The organism is Ruegeria sp. AH3, assembly GCF_056536265.1.
The window spans coordinates 66,719-90,171 of record NZ_JBQFJL010000002.1 but is presented as its reverse complement, the minus strand read 5'-3'; the positions used below and the strand labels follow the sequence as shown (position 1 = coordinate 90,171).

General features: G+C 57.5%; 22 protein-coding genes. 14 read left to right on the top strand and 8 right to left on the bottom strand.

The features are described 5' to 3' along the window. Window positions 1-394 precede the first annotated feature (394 nt). From ACR3EM_RS18010 to ACR3EM_RS17945, 14 genes are all read left to right on the top strand, one after another. Entirely contained in the window at window positions 395-1,396 is a 1,002-nt protein-coding gene (locus ACR3EM_RS18010) for a Gfo/Idh/MocA family protein (protein ID WP_480472016.1), read from the top strand. After that, window positions 1,396-2,967 (top strand): acyl CoA:acetate/3-ketoacid CoA transferase, encoded by a 1,572-nt coding sequence (locus ACR3EM_RS18005; protein ID WP_480472015.1) that lies wholly within the window; start codon window positions 1,396-1,398, stop codon window positions 2,965-2,967. Before ACR3EM_RS18010 ends, ACR3EM_RS18005 begins: the two co-directional genes overlap by 1 nt. Further along, window positions 2,964-3,731 carry an enoyl-CoA hydratase/isomerase family protein gene (locus ACR3EM_RS18000; RefSeq protein ID WP_480472014.1) on the top strand — a complete coding sequence of 256 codons (768 nt, stop codon included), beginning with the start codon at window positions 2,964-2,966 and terminating at the stop codon, window positions 3,729-3,731. Before ACR3EM_RS18005 ends, ACR3EM_RS18000 begins: the two co-directional genes overlap by 4 nt. Window positions 3,732-3,734: 3 nt before the next feature. Then, window positions 3,735-5,258 carry an aldehyde dehydrogenase family protein gene (locus tag ACR3EM_RS17995; protein WP_480472013.1) on the top strand — a complete coding sequence of 508 codons (1,524 nt, stop codon included), beginning with the start codon at window positions 3,735-3,737 and terminating at the stop codon, window positions 5,256-5,258. Window positions 5,259-5,315: 57 nt separating this feature from the next. Beyond that, a complete protein-coding gene (locus ACR3EM_RS17990; RefSeq protein WP_480472012.1) occupies window positions 5,316-6,566 on the top strand; it encodes an ABC transporter substrate-binding protein in 1,251 nt (416 codons plus the stop codon). Between the two features lie 100 nt (window positions 6,567-6,666). After that, window positions 6,667-7,560 (top strand): carbohydrate ABC transporter permease, encoded by an 894-nt coding sequence (locus ACR3EM_RS17985; protein ID WP_480472011.1) that lies wholly within the window; start codon window positions 6,667-6,669, stop codon window positions 7,558-7,560. Then, complete coding sequence (locus tag ACR3EM_RS17980; RefSeq protein ID WP_068340098.1) at window positions 7,560-8,441, top strand: carbohydrate ABC transporter permease; 882 nt, start codon at window positions 7,560-7,562, stop codon at window positions 8,439-8,441. The genes ACR3EM_RS17985 and ACR3EM_RS17980 overlap by 1 nt, the downstream gene beginning before the upstream one ends. Window positions 8,442-8,447: 6 nt before the next feature. Further along, complete coding sequence (locus tag ACR3EM_RS17975; protein WP_480472010.1) at window positions 8,448-9,560, top strand: ABC transporter ATP-binding protein; 1,113 nt, start codon at window positions 8,448-8,450, stop codon at window positions 9,558-9,560. Continuing rightward, window positions 9,557-11,047 carry a GMC oxidoreductase gene (locus ACR3EM_RS17970; RefSeq protein WP_480472009.1) on the top strand — a complete coding sequence of 497 codons (1,491 nt, stop codon included), beginning with the start codon at window positions 9,557-9,559 and terminating at the stop codon, window positions 11,045-11,047. Before ACR3EM_RS17975 ends, ACR3EM_RS17970 begins: the two co-directional genes overlap by 4 nt. Then, a complete protein-coding gene (locus ACR3EM_RS17965) occupies window positions 11,044-11,802 on the top strand; it encodes a 3-ketoacyl-ACP reductase (protein WP_480472008.1) in 759 nt (252 codons plus the stop codon). Before ACR3EM_RS17970 ends, ACR3EM_RS17965 begins: the two co-directional genes overlap by 4 nt. 16 nt (window positions 11,803-11,818) lie before the next feature. After that, a complete protein-coding gene (locus tag ACR3EM_RS17960; protein ID WP_480472007.1) occupies window positions 11,819-13,411 on the top strand; it encodes a GMC family oxidoreductase in 1,593 nt (530 codons plus the stop codon). Further along, window positions 13,408-13,716 carry a Dabb family protein gene (locus tag ACR3EM_RS17955; RefSeq protein ID WP_480472006.1) on the top strand — a complete coding sequence of 103 codons (309 nt, stop codon included), beginning with the start codon at window positions 13,408-13,410 and terminating at the stop codon, window positions 13,714-13,716. Before ACR3EM_RS17960 ends, ACR3EM_RS17955 begins: the two co-directional genes overlap by 4 nt. Window positions 13,717-13,720: 4 nt before the next feature. Beyond that, on the top strand, window positions 13,721-14,890 hold the full coding sequence (locus tag ACR3EM_RS17950; RefSeq protein ID WP_480472005.1) for a dihydrodipicolinate synthase family protein: 1,170 nt from the start codon (window positions 13,721-13,723) through the stop codon (window positions 14,888-14,890). Window positions 14,891-14,895: 5 nt separating this feature from the next. Further along, window positions 14,896-15,900: a LacI family DNA-binding transcriptional regulator gene (locus tag ACR3EM_RS17945; RefSeq protein ID WP_480472004.1), complete on the top strand. Its 1,005-nt coding sequence runs from the start codon at window positions 14,896-14,898 to the stop codon at window positions 15,898-15,900. Between the two features lie 40 nt (window positions 15,901-15,940). On the opposite strand, the gene ACR3EM_RS17940 is transcribed toward ACR3EM_RS17945, so the two are convergent. The 8 genes from ACR3EM_RS17940 to ACR3EM_RS17905 all read right to left on the bottom strand — a co-directional run bounded on the left by ACR3EM_RS17940 (window position 15,941) and on the right by ACR3EM_RS17905 (window position 23,450). Continuing rightward, window positions 15,941-16,636 carry an RraA family protein gene (locus ACR3EM_RS17940; protein WP_480472003.1) on the bottom strand — a complete coding sequence of 232 codons (696 nt, stop codon included), beginning with the start codon at window positions 16,634-16,636 and terminating at the stop codon, window positions 15,941-15,943. Beyond that, the gene (locus ACR3EM_RS17935; protein WP_480472002.1) at window positions 16,629-17,333 is read right to left on the bottom strand and encodes an alpha/beta fold hydrolase; all 705 of its coding nucleotides are present in this window, start codon (window positions 17,331-17,333) and stop codon (window positions 16,629-16,631) included. The genes ACR3EM_RS17940 and ACR3EM_RS17935 overlap by 8 nt, the downstream gene beginning before the upstream one ends. A gap of 9 nt (window positions 17,334-17,342) precedes the next feature. Further along, the gene (locus ACR3EM_RS17930) at window positions 17,343-18,464 is read right to left on the bottom strand and encodes a cobalamin-independent methionine synthase II family protein (RefSeq protein ID WP_480472001.1); all 1,122 of its coding nucleotides are present in this window, start codon (window positions 18,462-18,464) and stop codon (window positions 17,343-17,345) included. Window positions 18,465-18,541: 77 nt separating this feature from the next. After that, on the bottom strand, window positions 18,542-19,504 hold the full coding sequence (locus ACR3EM_RS17925; protein ID WP_480472000.1) for a cupin domain-containing protein: 963 nt from the start codon (window positions 19,502-19,504) through the stop codon (window positions 18,542-18,544). A gap of 151 nt (window positions 19,505-19,655) precedes the next feature. Further along, a complete protein-coding gene (locus ACR3EM_RS17920) occupies window positions 19,656-20,627 on the bottom strand; it encodes a nuclear transport factor 2 family protein (protein ID WP_480471999.1) in 972 nt (323 codons plus the stop codon). After that, window positions 20,624-21,640 (bottom strand): LacI family DNA-binding transcriptional regulator, encoded by a 1,017-nt coding sequence (locus ACR3EM_RS17915; RefSeq protein WP_480472896.1) that lies wholly within the window; start codon window positions 21,638-21,640, stop codon window positions 20,624-20,626. Before ACR3EM_RS17915 ends, ACR3EM_RS17920 begins: the two co-directional genes overlap by 4 nt. Continuing rightward, window positions 21,637-22,401 (bottom strand): SDR family NAD(P)-dependent oxidoreductase, encoded by a 765-nt coding sequence (locus ACR3EM_RS17910; protein WP_480471998.1) that lies wholly within the window; start codon window positions 22,399-22,401, stop codon window positions 21,637-21,639. The genes ACR3EM_RS17915 and ACR3EM_RS17910 overlap by 4 nt, the downstream gene beginning before the upstream one ends. Next, window positions 22,401-23,450 carry an ester cyclase gene (locus ACR3EM_RS17905; RefSeq protein WP_480471997.1) on the bottom strand — a complete coding sequence of 350 codons (1,050 nt, stop codon included), beginning with the start codon at window positions 23,448-23,450 and terminating at the stop codon, window positions 22,401-22,403. The genes ACR3EM_RS17910 and ACR3EM_RS17905 overlap by 1 nt, the downstream gene beginning before the upstream one ends. Window positions 23,451-23,453 lie beyond the last annotated feature (3 nt).

Below are 23,453 nucleotides of genomic sequence, written 5' to 3'. Positions count from 1 at the left end.
ACGGGCAGCGCTCTGTTCGTCGTGATCAATGCTGATCTTGGGGCGGTCAAGCAATGAACAGAGCAACGATTAGTGAGCCGATGATTTCCGACATAGTTGGTGCCTGGTGGCGCGTGCAGCATCGGATGTAGAGTAGATAAACTGGACGCGTTAAATGATCGCCTCACCGAGTTCCTTGTTAGCCCGATCACAAATCAGATGTTGCTTTGATGGGATGCAAGCCCGCGGCTTAGCTGCGAGTGATTGAGCAAACGCCGTTTTCATCGACATGATGTGAGTGATAATCACGGGTCATCCGTGCAGTTCCATAAAAAACGAAAATCCCTGTATTGAAAAATATGGAACGTTCCAATAAGAATGATTCTGGAACGTTCCATATGTTGGGGGAAGAGAAATGGATTGGATTTTCGTTGGCGCGAGTACAATCGCTTCCGAGCATATGCTGAATGCGGTGCGCCAGCAGGCCGGCCACGATGTCAGATGGATTGTCAGCAATTCGTCTGATCGGGTGAGGGTCTGGGCTCAGGAGCATGACATTCCCAACGCAACCACCGATCTGAAAGAGGCGCTGACTGATCCGCGTACTAAGGCGGTTTACATCTCTTCGACCAATGAAAAGCACCACGGGCAGGCTTTGGCCGCTATTGCGGCGGGCAAGCACGTACTTTGTGAAAAACCTTTGGGCATGACGCAGGCCGAAGCCGTTGAAATGGTGCGTGCCGCCGATGAGGCCAGAGTGGCATTTGGAACAAATCACCACCTGCGTTGCTCAGGGAGTCATCGTGCAATTCGCGACCTGATCGATGATGGGCGTATTGGTGACGTTCTGTCACTGCGCATTCATCACGCTGTGCACCTACCGGGTCACCTGCAGGGGTGGCGTATTAACTCGGCCGATGCTGGCGGTGGGGTTATACCCGATATTGTTGTTCATGACGCCGATGTCACCCGATTCCTTTTGCGTGAGGACCCTGCTTCTGTTGTTGCGCAGATGGCTAGCTCTGGGATGGGGCAAGGGGTCGAAGACTCGTGCATGTCGGTCTGGACCATGCCGTCTGGCGCCATGGTCATGGCGCATGAGAGTTTCACGCACCCCCATGCTGGCTCTGGTCTTGAGGTTCATGGAACCAAAGGATCGATCTTTGCGCGTGGCGTGATGACCCAAAGGCCCGTTGGGCAAATTGAGCTGGTCACTGAAAACGGGCGCGAGGAAATCCCGTTCTCAGATCATTCTTTATACGTTCAGGGCGTCTCGGAGTTCGTCGGGGCCGCAGCAGGGCAGGGCCGTCCGGCCGCTGATGGCGCAGATGGGGTCAAATCCTTATCGGTGGCATTCGGCGTGCGCGAGGCCGCTGTCTCGGGGCGGCGTGTTGAAATAGATTACGGTGGTTTCTGATGTCCAAGCTTTGTTCCGCTTCCGAGGCCGTATCGCGTATTCCTGACGCGGCTGTCATTACGGTTTCTTCCTCTTCGGCGCTGGGGTGCCCTGATCTGGTGCTGAAAGCGCTTGGGCAGAGATTTCAAGCCGATGGGCATCCGCGCGATATCACGACGCTCCATCCCATTGCTGCAGGCGATATGTATGGCGTGAAGGGCATGGAGTATCTGGCGCAGGACGGGCTGCTGGCGCGTGTGTTGGCCGGATCTTATCCGTCCGGGCCGTCCAGTCTTGAGATGCCGGAGATCTGGAAAATGATCGTTGAGGATCGGGTGGCGGCGTACAATGTCCCGTCGGGGATTCTGTTCGACATGCATCGTGAAGCGGCGGCGCATCGCCCCGGCGTGTTAACGCAGGTTGGGCTAGATACCTTCGTCGACCCGGTGCGCGAGGGATGTGCGATGAACGCAAAAGGCGCCGCGGCACCGATTGTATCCCGCGCCGAGTTTGGCGATCAGACTTGGCTGCATTTCCCGAATATCAACCCCAACGTCTGCATCCTGCGAGCGACCACCGCCGATGAGTTCGGCAATCTCACCTATGAACATGAAGGCGCGTATCTGGGCGGACTCGAACAGGCAATTTGTGTGCGCAACCATGGTGGGTTGGTGATCGCTCAGGTCCAGCGTGTGACGGCTGCGGGCAGTCTGTGCCCGCATGATGTTCGTGTGCCAGGGCATCTGGTCGATCTCGTCGTGGAAGACCCCGACCAGAAACAGACCACCGAAACACCATATGATCCTGCGATTTCCGGTCAAGTCATGCGCCCGTGGGGCAGTTTTTCACTGGCAGAGCACGGGGTTGAGAAGATCATCGCCCGCCGGGCCGCCCAAGAACTCAGATCCGGTATGAGCGCTAATCTGGGGTTTGGCATCAGCGCCATGGTTCCGCGTATCCTGCTTGAAGAGGGGCACCCTCAGGCGGTCACGTGGGCGATTGAACAAGGCGCTGTTGGTGGGGTGCCTTTGACAGGTTTCGCGTTTGGCTGTGCCTCAAACGCCCATGCTTATGTGCCGTCACCGCAGCAGTTCATCTATTTCCAGGGTGGCGGTTTCGATATGTCGTTCCTGTCCTTCCTTGAGGTGGATGTCGAAGGGAATGTGAATGTCTCGAAGCTTGGAAAAAAACCTTATCTGACGGCTGGGTGCGGTGGTTTCGTCGACATTACGGCGCGGGCGAAGAAGATCGTGTTCTCGGGCTGGTTTGAGGCGGGCGCCGGGATTGAGCTGACCGAAGATGGTATCAACGTCGCAACGCCCGGCAAATTCACCAAGATGGTTGATCAGGTCGAACACGTCACCTTCTCTGGTCGTCGTGCGCGCGAAACCGGGCAGGACGTGCTTTACGTTACTGAGCGCTGCGTGATCCGCCTTGCCGACACAGGCCTGGTAGCGACAGAGATCATGCCGGGCATCAACGCCGAGCGCGACATTATCGCTGCCTCAGCAGGTCGCGTCAAAGTTGCTGAGAACGCGATACAAATGCCTAAATCGCTGTTCTTGGATGGCCCGATGGGGATGAAGCTGTGAGCGGGATCAGCTTTCATATTGAAGGTACAACGGCTGTCCTGACACTGGACAACGCTGCAAAGCTGAACGCGTTGACCGTTGAGATGCTTGAGGCATTAGAGGTCCGGCTACAGGAGGTCGAGCGTGATACCTTTATTCGTGCGCTTGTTCTGACCGGGGCAGGTGAGAAAGCATTTTGTTGTGGGGCAGACATTGGCGCCTGGGGTGGTCTGAGCCCGGCTGAGTTCGCCCGACACTGGGTACGGGACGGGCATCGCATTTTTGATCGTCTTGCCCGGATCGGCAAGCCGACCATCGCAGCGATAAACGGTCACGCCTTCGGTGGGGGACTCGAACTGGCCAGCTGTTGCGACCTGCGGCTGGTAGCGCCGTGCGCGACGCTTGCCTTGCCCGAAGCACGGGTCGGAATTGTACCCGGCTGGTCAGGGACACAGCGATTGACGCGTTTGATTTCCGAAAGTGCAGTGAAAGAGATGGCTTTGTTTGGACGCCGTATTGGTGCCGACCGGGCTGTTGCACTGGGATACGCCGCCGAGATCGCCGAGGATGCGCAGTCACGCGCGCTTGAGATCGCGGCCGAGCTGACCGACCTTTCGCCTCGCGCAACAGAGATCTCAAAAAACATGATCCACGCTGCGGTGGGTGAGGACACTCATGCGGTTGTCGAAGCTTTGGGTAGCGCCGCCATCGCCGCGTCTGCGGATCGCGAAGAAGGTGTGGCGGCCTTCATGGAAAAACGTAACCCTCAATTTTCGGGCCTGTAACGAATGAAAGACCTGACGATCAACCCTGCCATTCCCTTTGACATGCCTGCGCTGTTCGAGGGTCGTCATCTGATCAACGGCGAATGGCTGGACAGCGCCTCGGGCGAAACCTTCGAGAGGTGTTCACCTTCACATGGTCATGTGGTGAGCCGTTCGGCTTTGGGTGGCGAGGCGGAAACAGAAGCCGCCATCAAAGCCGCGCGTCAGACCTTTGACAGTGGTGTCTGGAGCCGCGCTTCTGGCAAAGAACGTGCGACCGTGTTGCTCAAGATCGCCGATTTGATCGAGCAAAACGTTGACCACATTGCAGTGATTGAAACGCTGGAGAGCGGCAAACCGATCAGCCAATCGAAAGGCGAGGTTGGCGGTGCGGCAGACCTTTGGCGCTATGCGGCCTCACTGGCGCGCAGCACGCATGGCGACAGCCACAACACGTTGGGCGAAGACATGATGGGTGTGGTGTTGAAAGAGCCCATTGGTGTCGTATCAATCATCACGCCCTGGAATTTCCCGTTCTGGATCCTCAGCCAAAAGCTGCCATTTGCGCTGGCTGCGGGTTGCACCGTGGTGGTGAAGCCCTCTGAGATGACGCCTTCGACAACTCTGATGCTGGGTGAATTGTTGATTGAGGCCGGTCTGCCAGCAGGCGTTTGCAATATCGTGTTGGGGTATGGCGTTCCGGTCGGCAGCGTGATGTCCAGCCATAACTGTGTGGATATGGTCAGCTTCACTGGCTCGACCGCCGTGGGTAAGACGATCAGCGCTGTCGCGTCTGGCACGCTCAAGAAAGTGGCGCTGGAACTTGGTGGTAAAAACCCGCAGGTGATCTTTCCCGATGCGGATTTGGAAGCTGCCGCAGATGCTGTTGTATTTGGTGTCTATTTCAATGTCGGCCAATGCTGCAATTCCAGCAGTCGGATCATCGTGCATGAAGACATTGCCGAGGCGTTTCGAGACCGAGTTGTCGCCCTGTCTCGCAAAGTTAAATTTGGTGATCCGCTGGATCCGACGACACAGGTCGGCGCGATTGTGACACCCGAACATAACGCGAAGATCGACACCTATGTCAAAGCGGCGAAAGACGCTGGCGCGACCATCGCGTTGGGCGGCGCTCCGCTTCAGGTCGAGGGTCTGGGCGATCAATTCTATCAACCGACGGTAATTTCAGACGTCGCGCCGGAAATGCCCATCGCTCGGGACGAGGTATTTGGCCCGGTCCTATCGGTGCTGACGTTCAAAACACTGGACGAAGCCATCACTCTGACCAATGATAGCGCTTACGGTCTGTCGGCAGGGGTCTGGAGCGAAAACGTTCACACCTGCCTGGAATTCGCCCGTCGTGCAGAAACGGGAACGGTCTGGACCAACACCTGGATGGACGGCTTTCCCGAACTTGCGTTCGGTGGCTTCAAACAATCCGGGCAGGGGCGGGAAATCGGACGTTACGGGTTCGAGGAATTTTTCGAGGTAAAATCAGTGGTCATGCGTATCGGCAACAGTCGTGCGCCATGGGTGTCACAAGACTAAGACGGGGCGCCGCAAAGGGGCGCGCCAAGGAAGATCGCATTTAGGGAGGAAACAAGAATGCGTAATCTACTGAAGACCAAATCTCTGATCGTTGCCGGTCTGCTCTGCACGACCAGCCTTGCTCAGGCAGAAGAGGTTGAAGTTCTGCACTGGTGGACGTCAGGCGGCGAAGCTGCGGCGCTGAATGTGCTGAAAGATGACCTGTCTGGGCAGGGCATCGATTGGACCGACATGCCCGTCGCCGGTGGCGGTGGTGAGCAAGCCATGACCGTTCTGCGTGCCCGTGTCACAGCCGGAAACGCACCGACAGCCGTGCAGGCACTGGGTTTTGACATTCTGGACTGGGCCGGTCAGGGCGCGTTGGCGGATCTGAACGATGTTGCGGCCCAGGAAGGCTGGGACGATGTCGTTCCGGACGCGCTCAAGGCTTTTGCCAAGCATGACGGCAAGTGGGTTGCGGCACCGGTCAACGTGCATTCGACTAACTGGGTATGGGCCAACAAGGCTGTTCTGGATGCCAATGGTATCGCTCAACCAACCAATTGGGATGAGTTTGTGGCCGCTGTCGAAGCGCTGAAAGCCGCTGGTATCACCCCGATCGCACATGGCGGTCAGGCCTGGCAGGATGCGACCATCTTTGATGCGGTGGCGATGTCCACGCTTGGCCCAGACGGCTACAAAGCAGCGTTCATCGATCTGGACGAAGGAACTCTGGGTGGTGACGCTATGAAAGAGGCCTTCGACCGCATGGCCTTTATTCGCGACAACGTTGACGAGAACTTCTCGGGCCGCGACTGGAACCTTGCAACGGCGATGGTCATCAATGGCGAGGCCGGTTTCCAGATGATGGGCGACTGGGCGAAAGGTGAGTTCCTGGGCGCGGGTAAAGTCCCGGGCGAGGATTTCCTGTGCTTCCGTTTCCCCGGCACGCAGGATCAGGTCACCTTCAACGCCGACCAGTTCATGATGTTCGATCAGGGTGGCTCGGTTTCGGCTGAACAGGCCGCCTTGGCCAGCGCGATCCTGTCGCCGTCGTTCCAGATTGCGTTCAACAAGGTCAAAGGCTCGGTGCCTGCGCGTACGGATGTGGATGGCAGTGATCTGGATGCCTGCGGACAGCAGGGCATGAAGGATCTGGCTGCGGCTGCATCATCGGGCAATCTGTTCGGCTCGATGGCGCATGGTCACGCAGCGCCTGCTTCGGTGAAGAACGCGGTCTATGACGTGGTCACCGCCCATTTCAACGGCGAATATGACAGTGAAACGGCAGTGGTCGAGTTGGTCGACGCTGTTTCGATTGCCAAGTGATCCTAACGTGATCCTCCCGATGGGGCGGCGGTGCAGCCGCCCTGTCACCTTAGGGGCGTGAACGCTCCGATCTTTTGCACTCGAACGAGGAGGGCGCGCCATGGCTGCTTCAGCCGACGCGGATTTCAAGACACGCCTTCAGAACTGGATACCCAAGCTGGTCCTGTCACCATCGCTGGCGATGATGCTGGTCTTTGTCTACGGCTTCATTCTGTTTTCGGTCTATCTGTCATTCACAGACAGCCGCATCCTGCCAACCTTCGGCTGGGTCGGTTGGGAGAACTACGACAAGCTGTGGCGGTTGAGCCATTGGGAGACCTCGCTGATCAATATGGGGATCTTTGCGAGCCTCTATATCGTGATCTGCACCTGCATCGGGCTTGGGCTGGCAATCTTCCTCGATCAGAAAATCCGTGGTGAGGGGCTGCTGCGTCCGATTTATCTATACCCCATGGCGCTGAGCTTCATCGTCACAGGCACCGCCTGGAAATGGTTCCTCGACCCCGGCATCGGTCTTGAGAACGTGATGCACACATGGGGTTGGACCAGTTTCGAGTTCGATTGGATCAAGAACCGTGATTATGCGATTTATACCGTCGTTCTGGCGGCGGTCTGGCAGACCAGTGGCTTCGTTATGGCCATGTTCCTTGCGGGTCTGCGCGGCATCGACAACGAAATTCTGCGGGCAGCACAGATGGATGGGGCCTCGAACTGGAACCTCTATCGTCGGATCATCATCCCCCAGCTAAGACCCGCGTTCCTGTCGGCCTTCGTTATTCTCAGCCACCTCGCGATCAAGACCTTTGACCTTGTAATCGCCCTGACCGGAGGTGGGCCGGGCCGTGCAACCGAACTGCCTGCGACGTTCATGTATTCCTACACCTTCACGCGGAACCAGATGGGGATCGGCGCGGCCTCTGCCACGATCATGTTGATGACCATTGCAGCGATCATGATCCCCTATCTGTATGCAGAACTGCGGGAGAAACGCTGATGTCTCAGGCAACTCAGGATACCGCAATTCGCACGGGCCGCGTCACGCGCACGCTGATCTATCTGGTGCTGCTGCTGTTCGGTCTGTTCTATCTGCTGCCGCTTTATGTGATGCTAGTGAACTCGGTCAAACCGTTGGAAGAGATCACCGGCGGTGGCATGATGAACCTGCCGCAGGTGTTCACGATAGAACCCTGGCTGAAGGCCTGGTCCTCGGCTCAGATCGGAGTCGATCCAACCGGGTTGAAGCCCTATTTCTGGAACTCGATCAAGATGGTGGTTCCGGCCGTGATCGTCTCGACCATCCTCGGAGCTCTGAACGGTTATGTGCTGACCAAATGGCGCTTCAAGTATGACACCATCCTGTTTGGCCTGATGCTGTTTGCCTGCTTCATCCCATTTCAGATCGTCCTGATCCCAATGGCACGGATGCTAGGCATCATCGGTTTGGCGGGCACGACCTGGGGTCTCGCGTTGGTCCACGTGGTTTACGGGATAGGTTTCACCACGCTGTACTTCCGTAATTACTACGCCGTGTTCCCGACCGAATTGATCCGGGCGGCGCAGATCGATGGCGCGGGCTTCTTCCAGATCTTCTGGCGCATCCTGCTGCCCAGTTCCGGGCCGATCGCCGTGGTGTCGATCATCTGGCAGTTCACCAATATCTGGAATGACTTCCTGTTTGGTGCGTCTTTTGCGGATGCAAATAGTCAGCCGATGACGGTGGCGCTGAACAATCTGGTGCAGTCATCAACCGGTGTGAAAGAATACAACGTTCATTTCGCAGGCGCCATTCTGGCCGCCATGCCAACTCTGCTCGTCTACATCGTGGCCGGTCGATATTTCGTCCGCGGCCTGATGGCGGGTTCGGTGAAAGGATAAGACCTGATGGGTTTTCTGGACATAGATAATGCGACCAAATCCTATGGGTCGGTCGAAGTTCTGCACAAAGTCGATATCTCGGTGCAGGAAGGGGAATTCCTTGTGCTTGTCGGCCCCTCGGGCTGTGGCAAGTCGACTTTGCTGAACATGATTGCAGGGCTCGAAGAGATCACCAGCGGAGAAATTCGCATCAAGGATCAGGTGATGAACGGGGTGCACCCCTCCAATCGTAACATTGCAATGGTGTTCCAAAGCTACGCGCTTTACCCGAACATGACGGTCGGACAGAACATCACCTTCGGGTTGGAGATGCATGGCGTTCCGAAACCTGAACGGGACAAGGCGATGCAAGAGGTCGCCAAGTTGTTGCAGATCGAGCAGTTACTTGATCGAAAGCCCGGTCAGCTTTCCGGCGGACAGCGCCAGCGGGTTGCGATGGGGCGGGCGTTGGTGCGGAATCCGGATGTGTTCCTGTTCGACGAACCGCTGTCCAACCTCGACGCCAAGTTGCGTGTCGATATGCGGACTGAGATCAAGAAGCTGCATCAGAACCTTGGCACAACCATCGTCTACGTCACCCATGATCAGATCGAGGCGATGACTCTTTCCAGCCGCATCGCGGTCATGAATGGCGGGTACGTGCAACAGCTGGGTACGCCCCAGGAGATCTACGACGCCCCCGCAAATATCTTCGTGGCGACCTTCATGGGCTCACCTGCGATGAACGTGGTGCCTGCGAAAGTGGCTGTTCTGAACGGTCGTCCGCATGCCGAGGTTGCTTTGCACGACGGGTCAATGGCGCAACTGCCTTTCAGCCAGGATAACCTGTCTGCATGGGATGGGCGTGAGATTCTGCTGGGCATTCGTCCAGAGACGATTACCGACATGGATGGCGCAGATCGTAAATCGACGAACATCGCGCAGATGACCAATCGGATTGTTGTTACGGAACCCGCAGGCTCTGACACCTTTGTGTCGATGATACTCGGAGGGCAGGACGTAATTGCAAGGATGCGCTCGGATGCCGAGGTGGCACCGGGTCAGGATTTCCCCTTTGCCGTAAACATGGAAAAGGCGGTGGCCTTTGATCCTGAAAGCGAGATGCGGATCGCCCCGTGACACAAGCCGACGTCATAATCATCGGCTCCGGGATCGGGGGGGCAACGCTCGCCGCAGCGCTGGCCCCGTCGGGTCGCCGTATTCTGATCCTTGAGCGAGGGGAGCATTTACGCCCCTCGCCTCAGGATCGGGATCCAAAAGCGATTTTTGGTGATGGCTGTTTTCGTCCGGACGAGACCTGGCTTGACGGAGAGGGTCGGCCGTTCAACCCCGGGAATTACTATTGCGTCGGCGGCAACTCCAAGTTCTACGGAGCCGCTTTGATACGATATCGGAAAGAGGACTTTCAGCGCCGTCAGCATATGGGGGGTGAAGCCCCCGGCTGGCCGATTTCCTACGAGGAGCTGGAGGCCGACTATACGGCTGCTGAACAGCTCTACGATGTGCATGGAACGACTGATGAAGATCCAACCGAGCCCGAGCATAGCGCGAACTATCCGCACCCTCCGGTGCCGGATGAGGCAGACATCGCGGACTTGCGGGATCACCTACGCCGCAGCGGTTTGACCCCGTCCTCAGTTCCATTGGGCGTGGATATAGAAACATGGCTCGCCGCGGGCCAAACCACATGGGATGCGTTTCCAAACACTCGCGGCGGCAAGATGGATGCGGAAACGCGGGCGCTTGCGCAGGCTCTGACCTACAAGAATGTCGACCTTCTGACCAAAGCATCTGCCCAAAAACTGATCGCCGGAGACGACGGGCAGATAACCGGTGTTGAGGTCGAGGGGCAGGGTACGCTTGCGGCCCCATTGGTCGTGTTGGCCGCAGGGGCGGTGCAATCCGCAGCCCTGTTGTTGAAATCTGCCAATGACAATTGTCCGACGGGTCTGGCAAACCGCTCGGCTCAGGTGGGACGGAACTTTATGAACCATAATTGTTCAGCCGTGCTTGCCCTGCATCCATTTCGCAGGAACCGGGCCATCTATCAGAAAACACTGATGTTCAATGATTATTACAATGGTGATGGCAAGGGCGGCTTCCCGCTCGGTAATATCCAGATGCTGGGCAAGATCACGGGCCCCATTCTAGCGGCGCAGACCCGTTTGCCGGGTCTGATTGCAAACCTGATCGCGAACAGAAGCTTTGATTTCTATGCGATGTCTGAAGATCTGCCAAACCCAGAAAGCCGCGTAACAATTAACCGGGGTCAAATCTGTCTCGACTGGAAACGGTCGAACTGGGCTGCGCATGAAGCACTAGTTAAGCGACTGAAATTCCATCTGCGGAGGGCGGGTTTCCCGATTGTGTTGTCGCGGCCTTTTGATCGCCGAACACCTTCTCATCAATGCGGTACGGCGCGTATGGGGGTGGACCCGAAAGGCAGTGTCGTTGACATCTACTGTCGCAGTCACGACCACAGGAACCTGTTCATCGTTGATGCCTCGGTGCTGCCGACATCTGCTGCGGTAAATCCGGCGTTGACCATTGCTGCACTGGCACTTCGGGCGGGCCGTCACATCACCGAGACGGAGTTCGCAGCATGACCGGAATCGCCTTGGTTACAGGGGGGCAGCAAGGCATTGGTCTTGGCATCTCACGCGCGTTGATTGCGGCTGGGTACAAGGTGGCGTTGGCTTCACAGTATGCGGTTGACGCACCGGTGGTGCAGCAGGCTTTGACCGAGCTTGGCGCAAACGCTTTCTATGTTCAGCATGACGTGTCTGACATCGCGCGCGTTCCTGCGCTGCTGGATCAGATCGAGGCTGAAGCGGGTCCTGTCACGACGCTGATCAACAATGCAGGCGTCGGTGCACCTGTGCGCGGTGACATGCTGGATCTTAAGCCCGAGAATTGGGACTTCGCCCAGAATATCAACATGCGCGGCGCATTCTTTCTGGCGCAAGAGGTGGCGCGGCGCATGTTGGAGCTGCCGCAGGACATCTATCGCTCGATCATATTCGTGACCTCGGTCAGCGCCACGATGGTCTCAATCGAACGCGCTGAATATTGCGTATCAAAGGCGGCCGCTGCGATGATGGCGCAGCTTTTTTCCGTTCGCCTTGCGCCCCACGGGATCGGAGTTTTTGAGCTGCGACCCGGTATCATCGCCACCGAGATGACGGCGGGTGTCCGTGACACATACACCGATCGGATCGAAGGCGGTCTGGTTCCTGCAGCGCGCTGGGGCGTGCCCGAAGATATCGGGTCCGTCGTCATACCGCTTGTTCAGGGGCATATGCACTTTTCCACCGGCACCACCATTGCGGTGGATGGTGGCCTGTCAATTCCACGTCTTTAGATCAGGACACATCAGAATGTCTGAAGGGTATGATTTCATTGTCATCGGGGGCGGCTCGGCCGGTTCGGTCATTGCCGCGCGCCTGTCCGAAGAGCCTGCAGCGAAAGTATTGCTGCTCGAGGCCGGATCGACAGACCGCCACCCGTTTTTTCATTTGCCGGCTGGTTTTGCCAAGATGACCAAGGGCATTGGCAGCTGGGGCTGGTCCACCGTTCCGCAAAAACATATGCAGAACAAGGTCTTCAACTATACTCAAGCCAAGGTCATCGGGGGCGGTTCTGCGATCAATGCGCAGATTTATACGCGCGGGGCAGCGCAGGATTACGACGACTGGCGGCAAATGGGGTGCGAGGGCTGGAGCTATGCCGACGTGCTGCCCTATTTCAAGAAGTCCGAGGACAACGATACCTATGACAACGACTTCCATGGCAAGGGCGGGCCGATGGGTGTGTCGATGCCGGCAGCACCTCTGCCGATTTGCGATGCCTATATCAAAGCCGCTGGGCAGCTCGGCATTCCCGAAACGCGGGACGTAAATGGCGCAAAGCAGGACGGTGCAGGGCATTACCAGCTGACCCAGCGCAATGCGCGGCGCTCGTCCGCTGCGATGGCCTTTATCGCACCGAACCGTAGTCGATCCAACCTGACCGTGCGCACGGGGGCTCAGGTCCGTCGTATCATGGTCGACAAGGGCCGTGCGACCGGCGTCGAAATGATGAGCGGCGACAGGATCACCGCCGCGAAAGAAGTCATTCTATCCTCAGGCGCCATCGGATCGCCGCGTTTGCTGCAGCTATCGGGGATTGGTCCGGCTGACCATCTGGAAAGCCTTCGGATAAACACTGTCCATGACCAACCGCAGGTTGGCGCGAACCTTCAGGATCATCTGGATCTCTATTCGATCTGTGAGGTCACCGGACCGCATACCTATGACCGATTTGCCAAGCTGCATCTCTCGGCCCTGGCCGGGTTGCAATACATCTTCACCCGGAAAGGCCCGGTCGCTTCAAGTCTCTTTGAAACGGGTGGTTTCTGGTATGCCGATCCCGATGCACGATCCCCTGATATCCAGATGCATCTAGGCCTTGGCACCGGCATCGAAGCGGGTGTCGAGGCCATGCCAAACGGTGGCGTCACGCTGAATGCCTGCTTCCTGCGGCCCCGCTCACGCGGTACCGTGCGATTGCAAAGCGCTGACCCTGCTGCGATGCCCTTGATCGACCCCAATTATTTGGCCGATCCTTATGATCGCGAGATGTCCATTCGGGGCCTGAAACTGGTGCAGAACATCCTCGCGCAGGACGCGCTGATACCATATATCTTGGCCGAGCGTCTTCCGGGGCCGGGTGTGCAGACCGAACAGGAATATTTCGACTTTATCTGCGTGCATTCCAAAACCTCGCATCATTGCGCAGGCACCTGTCGTATGGGCAGCGATGCCGAGGCGGTCTTGGACCCGCGTTTGAGGTTTAACGGGATCGAAGGGCTTCGTGTTGCGGATGCCTCGATCATGCCGACGGTCAATTCTTCGAACACCAACGCCCCGACCATCATGATCGGCGAGAAAGCCGCTGACATGATCAAACAAGATCAAGGTATCTTACAATGATCCGCCATATCGTACTGACCAAGTTCCGCCCTGATGTCACGGAAGAGACCGTTGAAACAATCTACGCAGGGCTCGCAGACCTGTCCGAGACCCTGCCAGGCGCAAGCGGATTTACCGGTGGCCGCAGTGAAAGTCCTGAACAGATTGAGCGCGGCTATATGCACGGTTTCGTAATCGATTTTGAAGATTGGGCGGCGCTTGAAACCTATCAAAACAATGAAGCCCACAAGGCGTTGGGCGCACAGCTAGTCGAAAACGCCGTCGGCGGGATCGACGGCATTCTGGTGCTGGATCTGGAGGTGTGAGGCGATGACTCTGATACTGCCAAATCTCGACGGGCAACTACAGCCGTACACTCTGAGCGGAACGCCATTGGTGCCACGTGCGCCTAAAGTGCCGCTGACACGCACGGCCTTTGCCGCCGCGCATGTAGTGTCGGACCCACTGGCCGAGCGGAAACCCTGGGATGGACGCCCCGCTGTGGATTGGGATGCCACGCTGCAATTCCGACAAGGGCTTTGGGATCAGGGTCTGGGGCTGGCCGAAGCGATGGACACGGCGCAGCGGGGCATGGGCGTCGATTGGGAAACCGCGCTGGAGCTAATTCAGCGCACGATGCAGGCGGCCCATGCGCACCCGTTGTCGCCCCGTGTTGCATGCGGGGCAGGGACCGATCATCTACCACTGAGCGCGCTGAAAACTGCGGGTGAGATTCTGTCCGCCTATGAACATCAGGCCGAAGCGATCGAGGCCGCAGGTGGCCAGCTGATCCTGATGGCATCGCGTGCGTTCCCGGCAATTGATGCCGGGCCAGAGGTCTATCATGACGTCTATCGGGCGTTGATCGATGGGGCGGCTGAGCCCGTGATCCTGCATTGGCTGGGGGATATGTTTGATCCCGCTCTAACGGGTTATTGGGGCCACAGGGACGTCGCAGCGGCCAGCGATTTTGTTCTGAACCTGATCAATGAAAACCCGGACAAAATAGACGGGATAAAGATATCCCTGCTGGATCAGACCCATGAAGAAGCCTTTCGCTCCCGGCTTCCGCCCAACGTGCGCCTCTATACTGGTGACGATTTTAACTATGCCGACCTGATCGCCGGAGATGGTACGCATTTCTCGCACGCTTTGCTTGGTATCTTCGCGGCGATTGCGCCGGCGGCAAGTCAGGCACTTGAGGCGCTCGCATTGGGTGAAATAGACCGCTACCAAGCGCTGTTTGCGCCGACGGTGCCCCTGAGCCGCGAGATTTTCAAAGCGCCGACTCAGTTCTACAAGGCCGGGATCGCTTATCTGGCCTGGCTGAACGGCGCGCAGTCTCACTTCGTCATGCCCGGCGGTTTCCAGTCCAGTCGTGACATTTGCCACTATGCAGAGGTCTTCCGGCTTGCGGATAGGGCTGGTTTGCTCTCGAAGCCGGAACTGGCTAAAGCACGGATGATCACGTTGCTGAACCTGCACGGAGTTGAACAATAATCTGAATGCGAAGACCGACGATCATAGATGTGGCCAGAAAGGCAGGTGTTTCGAAATCGACAGTCAGTCTTGTCCTGCAAGGCAGCGCTCAGGTGAAGTCCGAAACCCGGACGCTGGTGCATGCGGCCATGAAAGAGATCGGTTATGTCTACAACCGGTCGGCGGCAAATCTGCGCTCGACCGGAACCGCTCTCATTGGTTTGGTGATCAACGATCTGACCAACCCGTTCTTCACGGAATTTGCGACATCATTGCAGATGGCGTTGGGCTCTCGTGGCTATGCGGTGGTCGTGGCCAACACCAATGAAGACCCTGCGCTTCAGGATCAGGTCATTGGCGCGATGCTGGAACATGGCGTGTCGGCTCTGATCGTGTCTCCGGCTTATGGGGATGTATCCCGAACATTTGCCGCTGTTGAACGGGCGGGCATACCTCTGATGCAAGTCCTGCGTCAGGTCGAGAGCAACACAAAAACTTTCCCATTCATTGCGCCGGACTATACCGAAGGTGGGCGCATCGCGACGCGACACCTCATTGAAACCGGGGCAAAGAAAATTGCGTTTGTCGGCGGGTTGGAAGGGCGCAAAGTTACCCATGAAAGGTATTCCGGATACCTGGAAGTGATGGAAGAAAGCGGTCTGACCCCTCTCGTATTGACTGGCCGCAGCAGCCGCGTGTTTGGGCATACTGCCGCCGTTCAGCTGTTCGAAGATCAGCCAGATTGCGACGCAGCGGTTTGTTTCAATGATCTCGTTGCATTCGGGATGATCAACGCCTGTCACGAAGCCCAAAGACAGATTGGTGCGGATTTTCAGATGATCGGGTTTGACGACATCGCAGAGGCTTCGGAGTATTGGCCTGCGCTCTCCACAGTGCATTGCGGTGTTCATGGGTTTGGAGAGAAGATTGCCGATATGATTGTTGGCTGGCTACAGGGCACAACCAAACCCCAACCTTGCCTGCGTACACCGGTACGGCTCGTACTCAGGCAGACGACGCGCGGTTCTTGAGCCGGGAAAGTTCAGAAATTGGGCGCTGTCACCAAGCAGATCAGGTGCGCGCCTTTTCGAATGCGGACCAGGCGGCTTCGAACGCGGCAAAGTCGAACCCTTCGGCGCGGGCAGGTTCCAACACCAGCTTTTCGGTCTCAAGCAGTTTGTGGATCGCATCGGCCAGCCTAGGGATGTCTTTCTCAGGGATCACCAATGCACCGTGACGGTCGGCGTGGATCAGATCGCCATCTTCAACCATCATGCCGAACACGGTGACCGGAGTGCCGATTTCGCGGACATGAACAAATGCGTGGCTGGGCCCCACAGAGCCGGCGATGACGGGGAACCCCTCGGGCAGGTCACCCAGATCACGCATCACGCCATTGGTCAGCGCGCCGGACAGGCCAAAGCCTTTGTGAATGGTGGTGTTGATTTCACCCCAATAGGCACCAATGGCGTTTTCGCCATCCACATCCTCGACGACCGCGATACCGGGGCGGGGGCCTTCGGCCATGTGGCGGTAATAGTCCATGCGGCGGGTTTTTATGATATCGACGGGCTCAGATGGGGGTTCGACAGCCGCGATCTTGGCCGTGCGGGCATATCCGACGACTGCTCCGGCATCTGGGTCGCTGCACAGTACAGTGCCACGCGTGAACTGGTCGAAACCGCGCCCGCCTTGGGCGACCTCGATCGCGTTGCAGACGGTCGGTGTATCTACCGATTTCAATAGAGTCAGCAATTCATCATTCATCGTCAACATCCTTCAGCCAGCGGCGCAGGGCCTGCGTGGTTTCAACCGATTTCTCAAGTGTCGGCAGATGCCCTGCATTCTCGATGATAACCAGCTCGGATCGCGGTAGCAGATCGTGCATCAACTCATGGCGAGAGATCGGGCAAAGCTTGTCTCCGCGTCCGCACAGTACCAACGCAGGTTTGTCGAAACCGCGCAGCGTTGCGGTTTGATCGGGCCTGTCGCGCAATGCGATTGACTGCTCGCAGAAGATATCCGGTCCGAGCTCCAGCGCCATCTCCATGCACAAATCCAGTATCTCGGCCCGGTTTTCACCATCGCTGAGATAGTTGGGTTTCATCTCGTCCCGCATCACATTTTCAAGCCGTCCGGCACGCGCAGCTTCCATCTGAGGTCCACGGCGTGCCTGGACTTCGGGCAATTCTGCGAGCGGGTTTGTGTCCATCAGCGCCAGTCCGACAATGCGGTCGGGCGCTTGCCGCACGATCTCCATGGCGACAATGCCACCCATGGACAAACCGCCCAGCGCAAACCGTTCCGGCTGGGTCGCGAGGATTTGCGCAGCCAGCCCGGCCATCGTATCGCTACCCGACAGTTCAGGCACCGATACAGCACGTTCGGCCGAGAGCGCTTCGATCTGAGGTGCAAAAAGCCGGGCGTCACACATCATGCCTGGCAGCAGAACAAGTGGAGTCATCTCTTTTCCCTAAACGGACGCGGCGCCTTCCGACAGGGCAGCAAGCTTGGCATAGGCAATGGAAGGATCAACGGCACCGAACCCGGCAAAGGTGCCAAAGCCGCAATCACTACCTGCGATGACTCGTTCGGCTCCGACGATGTCCGTAAATCTGGCGATACGTTGGGCCACAAGTTCCGGATGCTCAACAAAATTCGTCGTGGTGTCGACGACCCCGGGCACCAGCACCTTGTCATCCGGGATATCCGCTTTGCGATCCCGGAACACTGTCCATTCGTGCCCGTGGCGCGGATTTGATGTTTCAAACAGAACATAGCGCGATTTGGTCGCCATCAGAGTGTCAAACATCTTGGACATCGGGATATCGCACAGATGCGGACCTTCGTAGTTACCCCAGCAAATGTGCACGCGCACCTTTTCAGCCGGCACATCCGAGAGCGCGTGGTTCAGTGCATCGACATGCATCTGCGCCACTTTGATGAACTCATCATCCGACAATTCAGTGAACAACATGTGCCGCGACAGGGCCAGATCCGGACAATCTAACTGCAGGTCCAGACCAGCGGCCACGATGGTCTCATATTCCTCTTTCATCGCATTGGCGAGTGCGGCCAGATAAGCTTCGCGCGATTTGTAGAAATCGTTCTGCAGGAATAGTGAGATCACGCCGGGGCTGGCGGCGTTCATGAAGCCGCGCTTAATCCCGTGTTCCGCCATCGCGCTTTTGAGGTTGGCGATGTCCTTCTGCAGTTCATCCTGCCCTTTGGATCGGACCTCGCCCGTGCACATGGGGCGCGCGTATTGAGGTGTTCCGCCCGCATCGGCCAGCCGCTGCAGAAAACTCGGGAACATTTTTAGATCGGCTGGGGCATTGCGGGGGCTATCGCCCGAAAAGCCGGTATAACGATCTTTCACATAAGTCGCATAGCTGATCTTTGAGGTCTCACCGTCTGAGACAATATCGATCCCGGCATCCTTTTGCTGTTTGACCGTCTCTGAGACAGCGGCGGTAATACAAGCATCGAAAGCGTGCGTGTTATAAGACTCCCCGCGTTCGCGGGCAAAGATGAAGTCCACCACTTCCTGCGTGCGTGGCAGGCTGCCCACATGGGTTGTCAGAACTCGGGTCATCTTCGTCTCCTCAGTCTTGTTCCTTGTGGCAGTCTCATCGGGCGGGACCGGCTTTCTTCCGACCACCGCCCGGTGGGTCAAATGCCGATCCAGGTCGCGCCCGCTGGATCATCCGTTGCGGTGATGCGATACAAACCCGCCTGGCCTGTCATCGAGGGTGCCACGCTGTAGCGTTCGCCGGGCAGAACCAGCGCGGTGTCGCCACCGGACAAAGTGGTCACCACATCGTTGATAGCGATCCGCCAATGGCCGATGGCAGGCATAAGGACCACCGGCTTCACAGCTTCGACCAGAGTATCCACGCTGGAGCCGCGGGTCAGGAAATCGACCTCAAACCCGGGTTTGTCCCTTATGATCCCATTCTCGCCGATCACAATAGCGGGTTTGTCGGCGGCAAGCGCCATCAAGTCCCAATAGCGCGCGACGTATTTTCCGACCACATCTTCGACAGGAACCTCGGGATATTCCTTGAGCTGTTCGTCGCTCAGCAGCGGCATGGGTCGTACGTTGTGCGGCAGTTCCTGACCCTTCTTCGAGTCATAAAGCACTCCGTTATCGCCCAGCATAAGCCCGTGTGCCTGTGCGTCTTCGATGACCTGAGGCGCCCAAGTCACCCCTCCGCCCGCATCGTCACCGCCGAGGATCGACATAATCATTCCATAGTCCTGGCCAACGTTTTCAAACCCGCGGAAGATACCGGTCGGGATGTTGAAAATGTCACCTTCCTCGGCGATGAACTCGCCCGCTGTGCCGTAACGGCCCCAGAAGAACCGCCAGCGGCCTTTGGCGACAAAGAAGACCTCGGCCGTGGTATGACTGTGCAATGAGTTTCGGCATTTCGGGGGCTGCCCCGCTGCGCCAATGTTAAAGCCGATCTTGTCTGTAATGTGGACGTGCTGGTCGGGGCTTTCCGATACGCCGCCACCGACGATGGTGAAGTTCTCTTTCTGATCCGATCCGGGTGTGTGGGCGTCGATAAAGGCGGTTTTACAGGGCTGAAGCTCGCCATAGCGAACGATGCGGTTTTGGATGGTGCTCATGATGCTATCTCCTTGGTTTCGGGGGTTTGTGGGATCAAACCCCATGTCCCGGAGGTCGGTTGTTCAACCGCCGCGCGCGCAGGCTCGCACGGTGCGCGTGAAAGCGCTTCGCGGCTTGGCTGGCATCGAGATATGCACCCGCCTGGATCAATCAGACATCTCCAGTTTGCAGTAGGATCTGTTTCCAGATTGCAACTTCGTCATAGAGGCTGAATTCCCGACGCAGGCCCCATGGGCCGTATTCTGCATGGGACATGCCCATCACGTGTACTTTGACCCCGGTTGGCCGACCGAAAGCGCCCCAACCATCGTGGGTGCCGTCCAAAGACCAGCGCACCGAAGCTCTTGGCGGCATCATATCGCCGTCCATGCCGATCTGATGGTGGATTTTGAACGTCGCATTCGGGAACGAGGACCGCAGACCAATCCAGAACTCGCTGACCGCTTCGCGTCCAATGGCTTGTTTTGAACCAGCGTACTCACCGATCACGGCGCGATCATAATCAGCAAGAATATGGTTGAAATCCTTGTCCATGATGCGCGTCAGCGTCTCGGCATAGCGTGCGCCCCATTCGTTGTTGTTGCCGGTCCCGTGATAGCCACCGTCCACATCAATCTCAGGCGAAAAGGGGCGGCTCGCCTTTTCCGGACCGCCTTCTGAGGCGATCAGGTCGCGTGTATAATCCTCGGGCTCCAGACCTAGTTGGCGTACAAGTCCGCCATAATCGCGCACCAACCACTCGTCATAGATCGTTTCGCCTTTTGCTGCGCAATCCGCGATCACCCGGACCACCCACTTCTTGCCGCTGGCTTTCCCGAACTGACCATCCTGCAGATGGGTCGCAGTTGTTAGAAGCCGGTGAGAGGACAAGTGACCGTGTTCATCCGAGTGGGACCAGATTACATCTTCACCGTATAGCTGGCGATCCGGGAATTCATGGCAGGTCGCCATCGTTGATGCGATCACAGTCTGATTGCCATGGCTGATACCCATCGGGGTGCGCACCGGGATCTCAGGCGCATAATAGCGGTTTAACGTCTCAGTTCCGCGATCTTCCCAGATCTCTTTCGTGATCCCGAGAATGTAGTCCGGAAAGTCTTTCCATTTGTTCGCATAGGTCATGGGGTAAAGCCCTTTGGTTTTCGGGCCGAACCGCGCATTTTCAGCGGGCCGGGTATTTGAATGGTCTCAGATGCGGTGCCATCCTCGATGCGCGACAGAAGAACATCGACTGTGGCAGAAACCATTTGGTTGATTGGTTGCCTGATGGTCGTCAAGTCGTAGGCCGGCCAGGCGGCCATAGGCACGTCGTCGTAGCCGACGACGCTAATGTCACCAGGAACAGACAGGCCAAGTTCGAACCGAACAGTATCCATAACGGCAAACGCCATGTGGTCATTGCCGACAAATATCGCGTCGGGCCGATCCGAAGCGCTGCACAGCTTGCGCGCGATGGTCGAGGCGGTTTCCTGATTGTACTTGCCGTCTTCGATTGCGAATGGTTCAAGGCCGTGCTCTTTCAGTCCGTCCACAAACCCCCGCATGCGATCCACACCTGTCGAGGACTCCTGCCAGCCTGAGATGTGCGCAATCTTCTTATGGCCACCGCCCGCCAGGAAATGCGCGACAGTGCGCCCGCCCTGTATGTTGTCTGATGTGACCTGTGCCAGATTACCGGAAACCTGGCCCCGATTGAACATGACCACAGGGATACCTGCGTCGTCGCAACGCTTGGCGATATCGTTGGACATGTCGACCGAGGCTGTGATGATGCCGTCGACCTGAAAAGACAGCAGATCCTCGACGATCTTGGGTACGCTTTCGTCATTCTTGGCCATGAACAGCAGGATATGATAGCCGCGCTCCTTCAGCGCTCGATCGAGGTATTCCAGTGCCATTGGATAGAACTGGTTCTCAAGATAGGCCACAACCACGCCGATGATCCGGCTTTTTCCGGTGATCATTGCTCGCGCCAGCGTATTGGGTCGATACCCAAGTTCTTCGGCGGCTCTTTTGACTTTCTTGCGCGTTGCGGCTGATGCTGAAGCACCGGGGGTGAACACTCGGCTTACCGCTGATTGGCTGACACCCGCAAGGCGGGCAACGTCGAAGGATGTAACTTTCTCTGCCATCAGTCTGCCGTCCATCCGCCATCGATCAACAAGGAAGTGCCGGTGACAAGGCTTGAGGCATCCGACGCCAGGTAGAGGGCAGCACCGGTGATGTCACTGAGCTCGCCCACGCGGCCAAGCTTGATTTTTTCCTCGATCCAGGCCCGTCTTTCAGGAATGGCCAGTGTTTGTTCCCCCAAAGGCGTGCGGATGAAGGTTGGTGCGAGCGTGTTTACGCGGATGCCCAGTGGCCCCCATTCGATGGCCATAGCTTTGGTAAATCCTTCGACCGCGTGTTTGGTACCGCAATAGACCGCGCGATCAATGCCGCCAACCTGGCCCATCTGGCTGGTGATGTTGATCAGGCTACCGGATTTTTTCGCCGCGATCAGGTCGCGCGCCACCGCGCGGTTCAGAAAGTAGGCCCCTTTGAAATTCAGATCGCTGACCGTATCAAAATCAGCCTCGGAGGTTTCCAGCGCCGGGCTGTGCCGGGCCATACCTGCTGAGTTGATCAGGATGTCAAACGGACCGTTAGTGCCCACAGCAGCCTCGGTTGCAGCGATGTCAGCTACGTCCAAGGCAAGTGTGTTTGCATTCCAGCCCTTTGCTGCGAAAGCGTCGGCAAGATCGGTCAATTTGTCTTCGCGCCGCGCAGCCAGTGTTACCTCTGCCCCATGGCTGGCCAATGCGGTGGCGCAGGCCAGTCCGATGCCCGAGGAGGCTCCGGCCACAAGGGCGCGTTTGCCATCTAGGCGAAAGGACGGTGCAGGGGGCAAGTTCATCAGATATCTCCAACTGGGAAGGGCACGCGGCCCGGGACACGGGCCTTATTGAACTCGCGCAAACGTCGGAAGACGTCCACCCCCAATTGCCGATAAGCGTCCAGTATATCGACCATGACCCAGTTCTCGCGAATGCGCCCATCGGCGATCCGCCAGAAGTCGAGGCTGCGCATGGTGATTTTCTTGCCAGATGGTGCGATGCCCAACCACCCGTCATGTGTGACTGTTTGCACCATGTCGGGCCATCCCGTGACAGCGACGTAGGGACCGTCGCCAAAGAAGTGATAGGTGATCTCGTCCAGATACTGCCCGCGATCCGGCATGCCGGAAAGGAAGGGGATCTGGTGCCAGTTGCGGAACCCTAGAATGCCCCGGCAGGTACCGATTCCGGCCGGGCCGTACCAATTCATGTTCTCATGCCAGAATCGCGACATCTCCATCACTTCGGGCCCGCCCTGCGACGGATGCCGTTTCATGTGGTCCAGCATATCCACGATCAGGTCGCGGCTGGCTTTGCTGTCAGCTTCAGCATGCGGTCCGTGAGACAGGCCATCACTCGTTGCGGGGCCGGGAATAAAGATCTCGGCCCCAAGCGATGGAGCCATCGGCCAGGCACCGACCTGCATCATCACCTCGGGCAAGTCCCAGATCATCTGCATCTCGGTGATTTTGCCGTCCACGATGCAGTAATACTCGTGAAACCGCATATGAACCAAGTGACCCGAAGGCGGGATATCCAGCAATGGACCCACAAAGGTGCCAACGTAGTGCCCGCCGCAGCCGACCCAGTTGTTGCCGTGCTCATCTTCGCCAGCCATGATCAGCCATTCGCGCCTTTCGGCGTCAGGCCATGCGTGTCGCAACGGGGTCAGAACGTTGTCGAAAAACGCTGCCGGTCCGATCTGATCGCCGAAAGGATGACAGCAATGGAACACCGCATCCGGAGAACAGAGCGTGTCCAACGCGCGCCGAATGGCCGCGTCGTCCCAGTCGTATAACGCCATCCGCATCGGTGCCAGAAATTCGCGGTTCGTCATGTGGATGGACATGGA

Excerpts from the sequence above, each read along its gene's own strand:
- ACR3EM_RS17985 (WP_480472011.1), top strand. The coding sequence starts at position 6,667 with ATGGCTGCTTCAGCCGACGCGGATTTCAAGACACGCCTTCAGAACTGG.
- ACR3EM_RS17940 (WP_480472003.1), bottom strand. The coding sequence starts at position 16,636 with ATGAATGATGAATTGCTGACTCTATTGAAATCGGTAGATACACCGACC.
- ACR3EM_RS17990 (WP_480472012.1), top strand. The coding sequence starts at position 5,316 with ATGCGTAATCTACTGAAGACCAAATCTCTGATCGTTGCCGGTCTGCTC.
- ACR3EM_RS18005 (WP_480472015.1), top strand. The coding sequence starts at position 1,396 with ATGTCCAAGCTTTGTTCCGCTTCCGAGGCCGTATCGCGTATTCCTGAC.
- ACR3EM_RS17995 (WP_480472013.1), top strand. The coding sequence starts at position 3,735 with ATGAAAGACCTGACGATCAACCCTGCCATTCCCTTTGACATGCCTGCG.
- ACR3EM_RS17965 (WP_480472008.1), top strand. The coding sequence starts at position 11,044 with ATGACCGGAATCGCCTTGGTTACAGGGGGGCAGCAAGGCATTGGTCTT.
- ACR3EM_RS17910 (WP_480471998.1), bottom strand. The coding sequence starts at position 22,401 with ATGAACTTGCCCCCTGCACCGTCCTTTCGCCTAGATGGCAAACGCGCC.
- ACR3EM_RS17925 (WP_480472000.1), bottom strand. The coding sequence starts at position 19,504 with ATGAGCACCATCCAAAACCGCATCGTTCGCTATGGCGAGCTTCAGCCC.
- ACR3EM_RS17905 (WP_480471997.1), bottom strand. The coding sequence starts at position 23,450 with ATGTCCATCCACATGACGAACCGCGAATTTCTGGCACCGATGCGGATG.
- ACR3EM_RS17980 (WP_068340098.1), top strand. The coding sequence starts at position 7,560 with ATGTCTCAGGCAACTCAGGATACCGCAATTCGCACGGGCCGCGTCACG.
- ACR3EM_RS17975 (WP_480472010.1), top strand. The coding sequence starts at position 8,448 with ATGGGTTTTCTGGACATAGATAATGCGACCAAATCCTATGGGTCGGTC.
- ACR3EM_RS17920 (WP_480471999.1), bottom strand. The coding sequence starts at position 20,627 with ATGACCTATGCGAACAAATGGAAAGACTTTCCGGACTACATTCTCGGG.
- ACR3EM_RS17960 (WP_480472007.1), top strand. The coding sequence starts at position 11,819 with ATGTCTGAAGGGTATGATTTCATTGTCATCGGGGGCGGCTCGGCCGGT.
- ACR3EM_RS17930 (WP_480472001.1), bottom strand. The coding sequence starts at position 18,464 with ATGACCCGAGTTCTGACAACCCATGTGGGCAGCCTGCCACGCACGCAG.
- ACR3EM_RS17955 (WP_480472006.1), top strand. The coding sequence starts at position 13,408 with ATGATCCGCCATATCGTACTGACCAAGTTCCGCCCTGATGTCACGGAA.
- ACR3EM_RS17935 (WP_480472002.1), bottom strand. The coding sequence starts at position 17,333 with ATGACTCCACTTGTTCTGCTGCCAGGCATGATGTGTGACGCCCGGCTT.
- ACR3EM_RS18010 (WP_480472016.1), top strand. The coding sequence starts at position 395 with ATGGATTGGATTTTCGTTGGCGCGAGTACAATCGCTTCCGAGCATATG.
- ACR3EM_RS17945 (WP_480472004.1), top strand. The coding sequence starts at position 14,896 with ATGCGAAGACCGACGATCATAGATGTGGCCAGAAAGGCAGGTGTTTCG.
- ACR3EM_RS17950 (WP_480472005.1), top strand. The coding sequence starts at position 13,721 with ATGACTCTGATACTGCCAAATCTCGACGGGCAACTACAGCCGTACACT.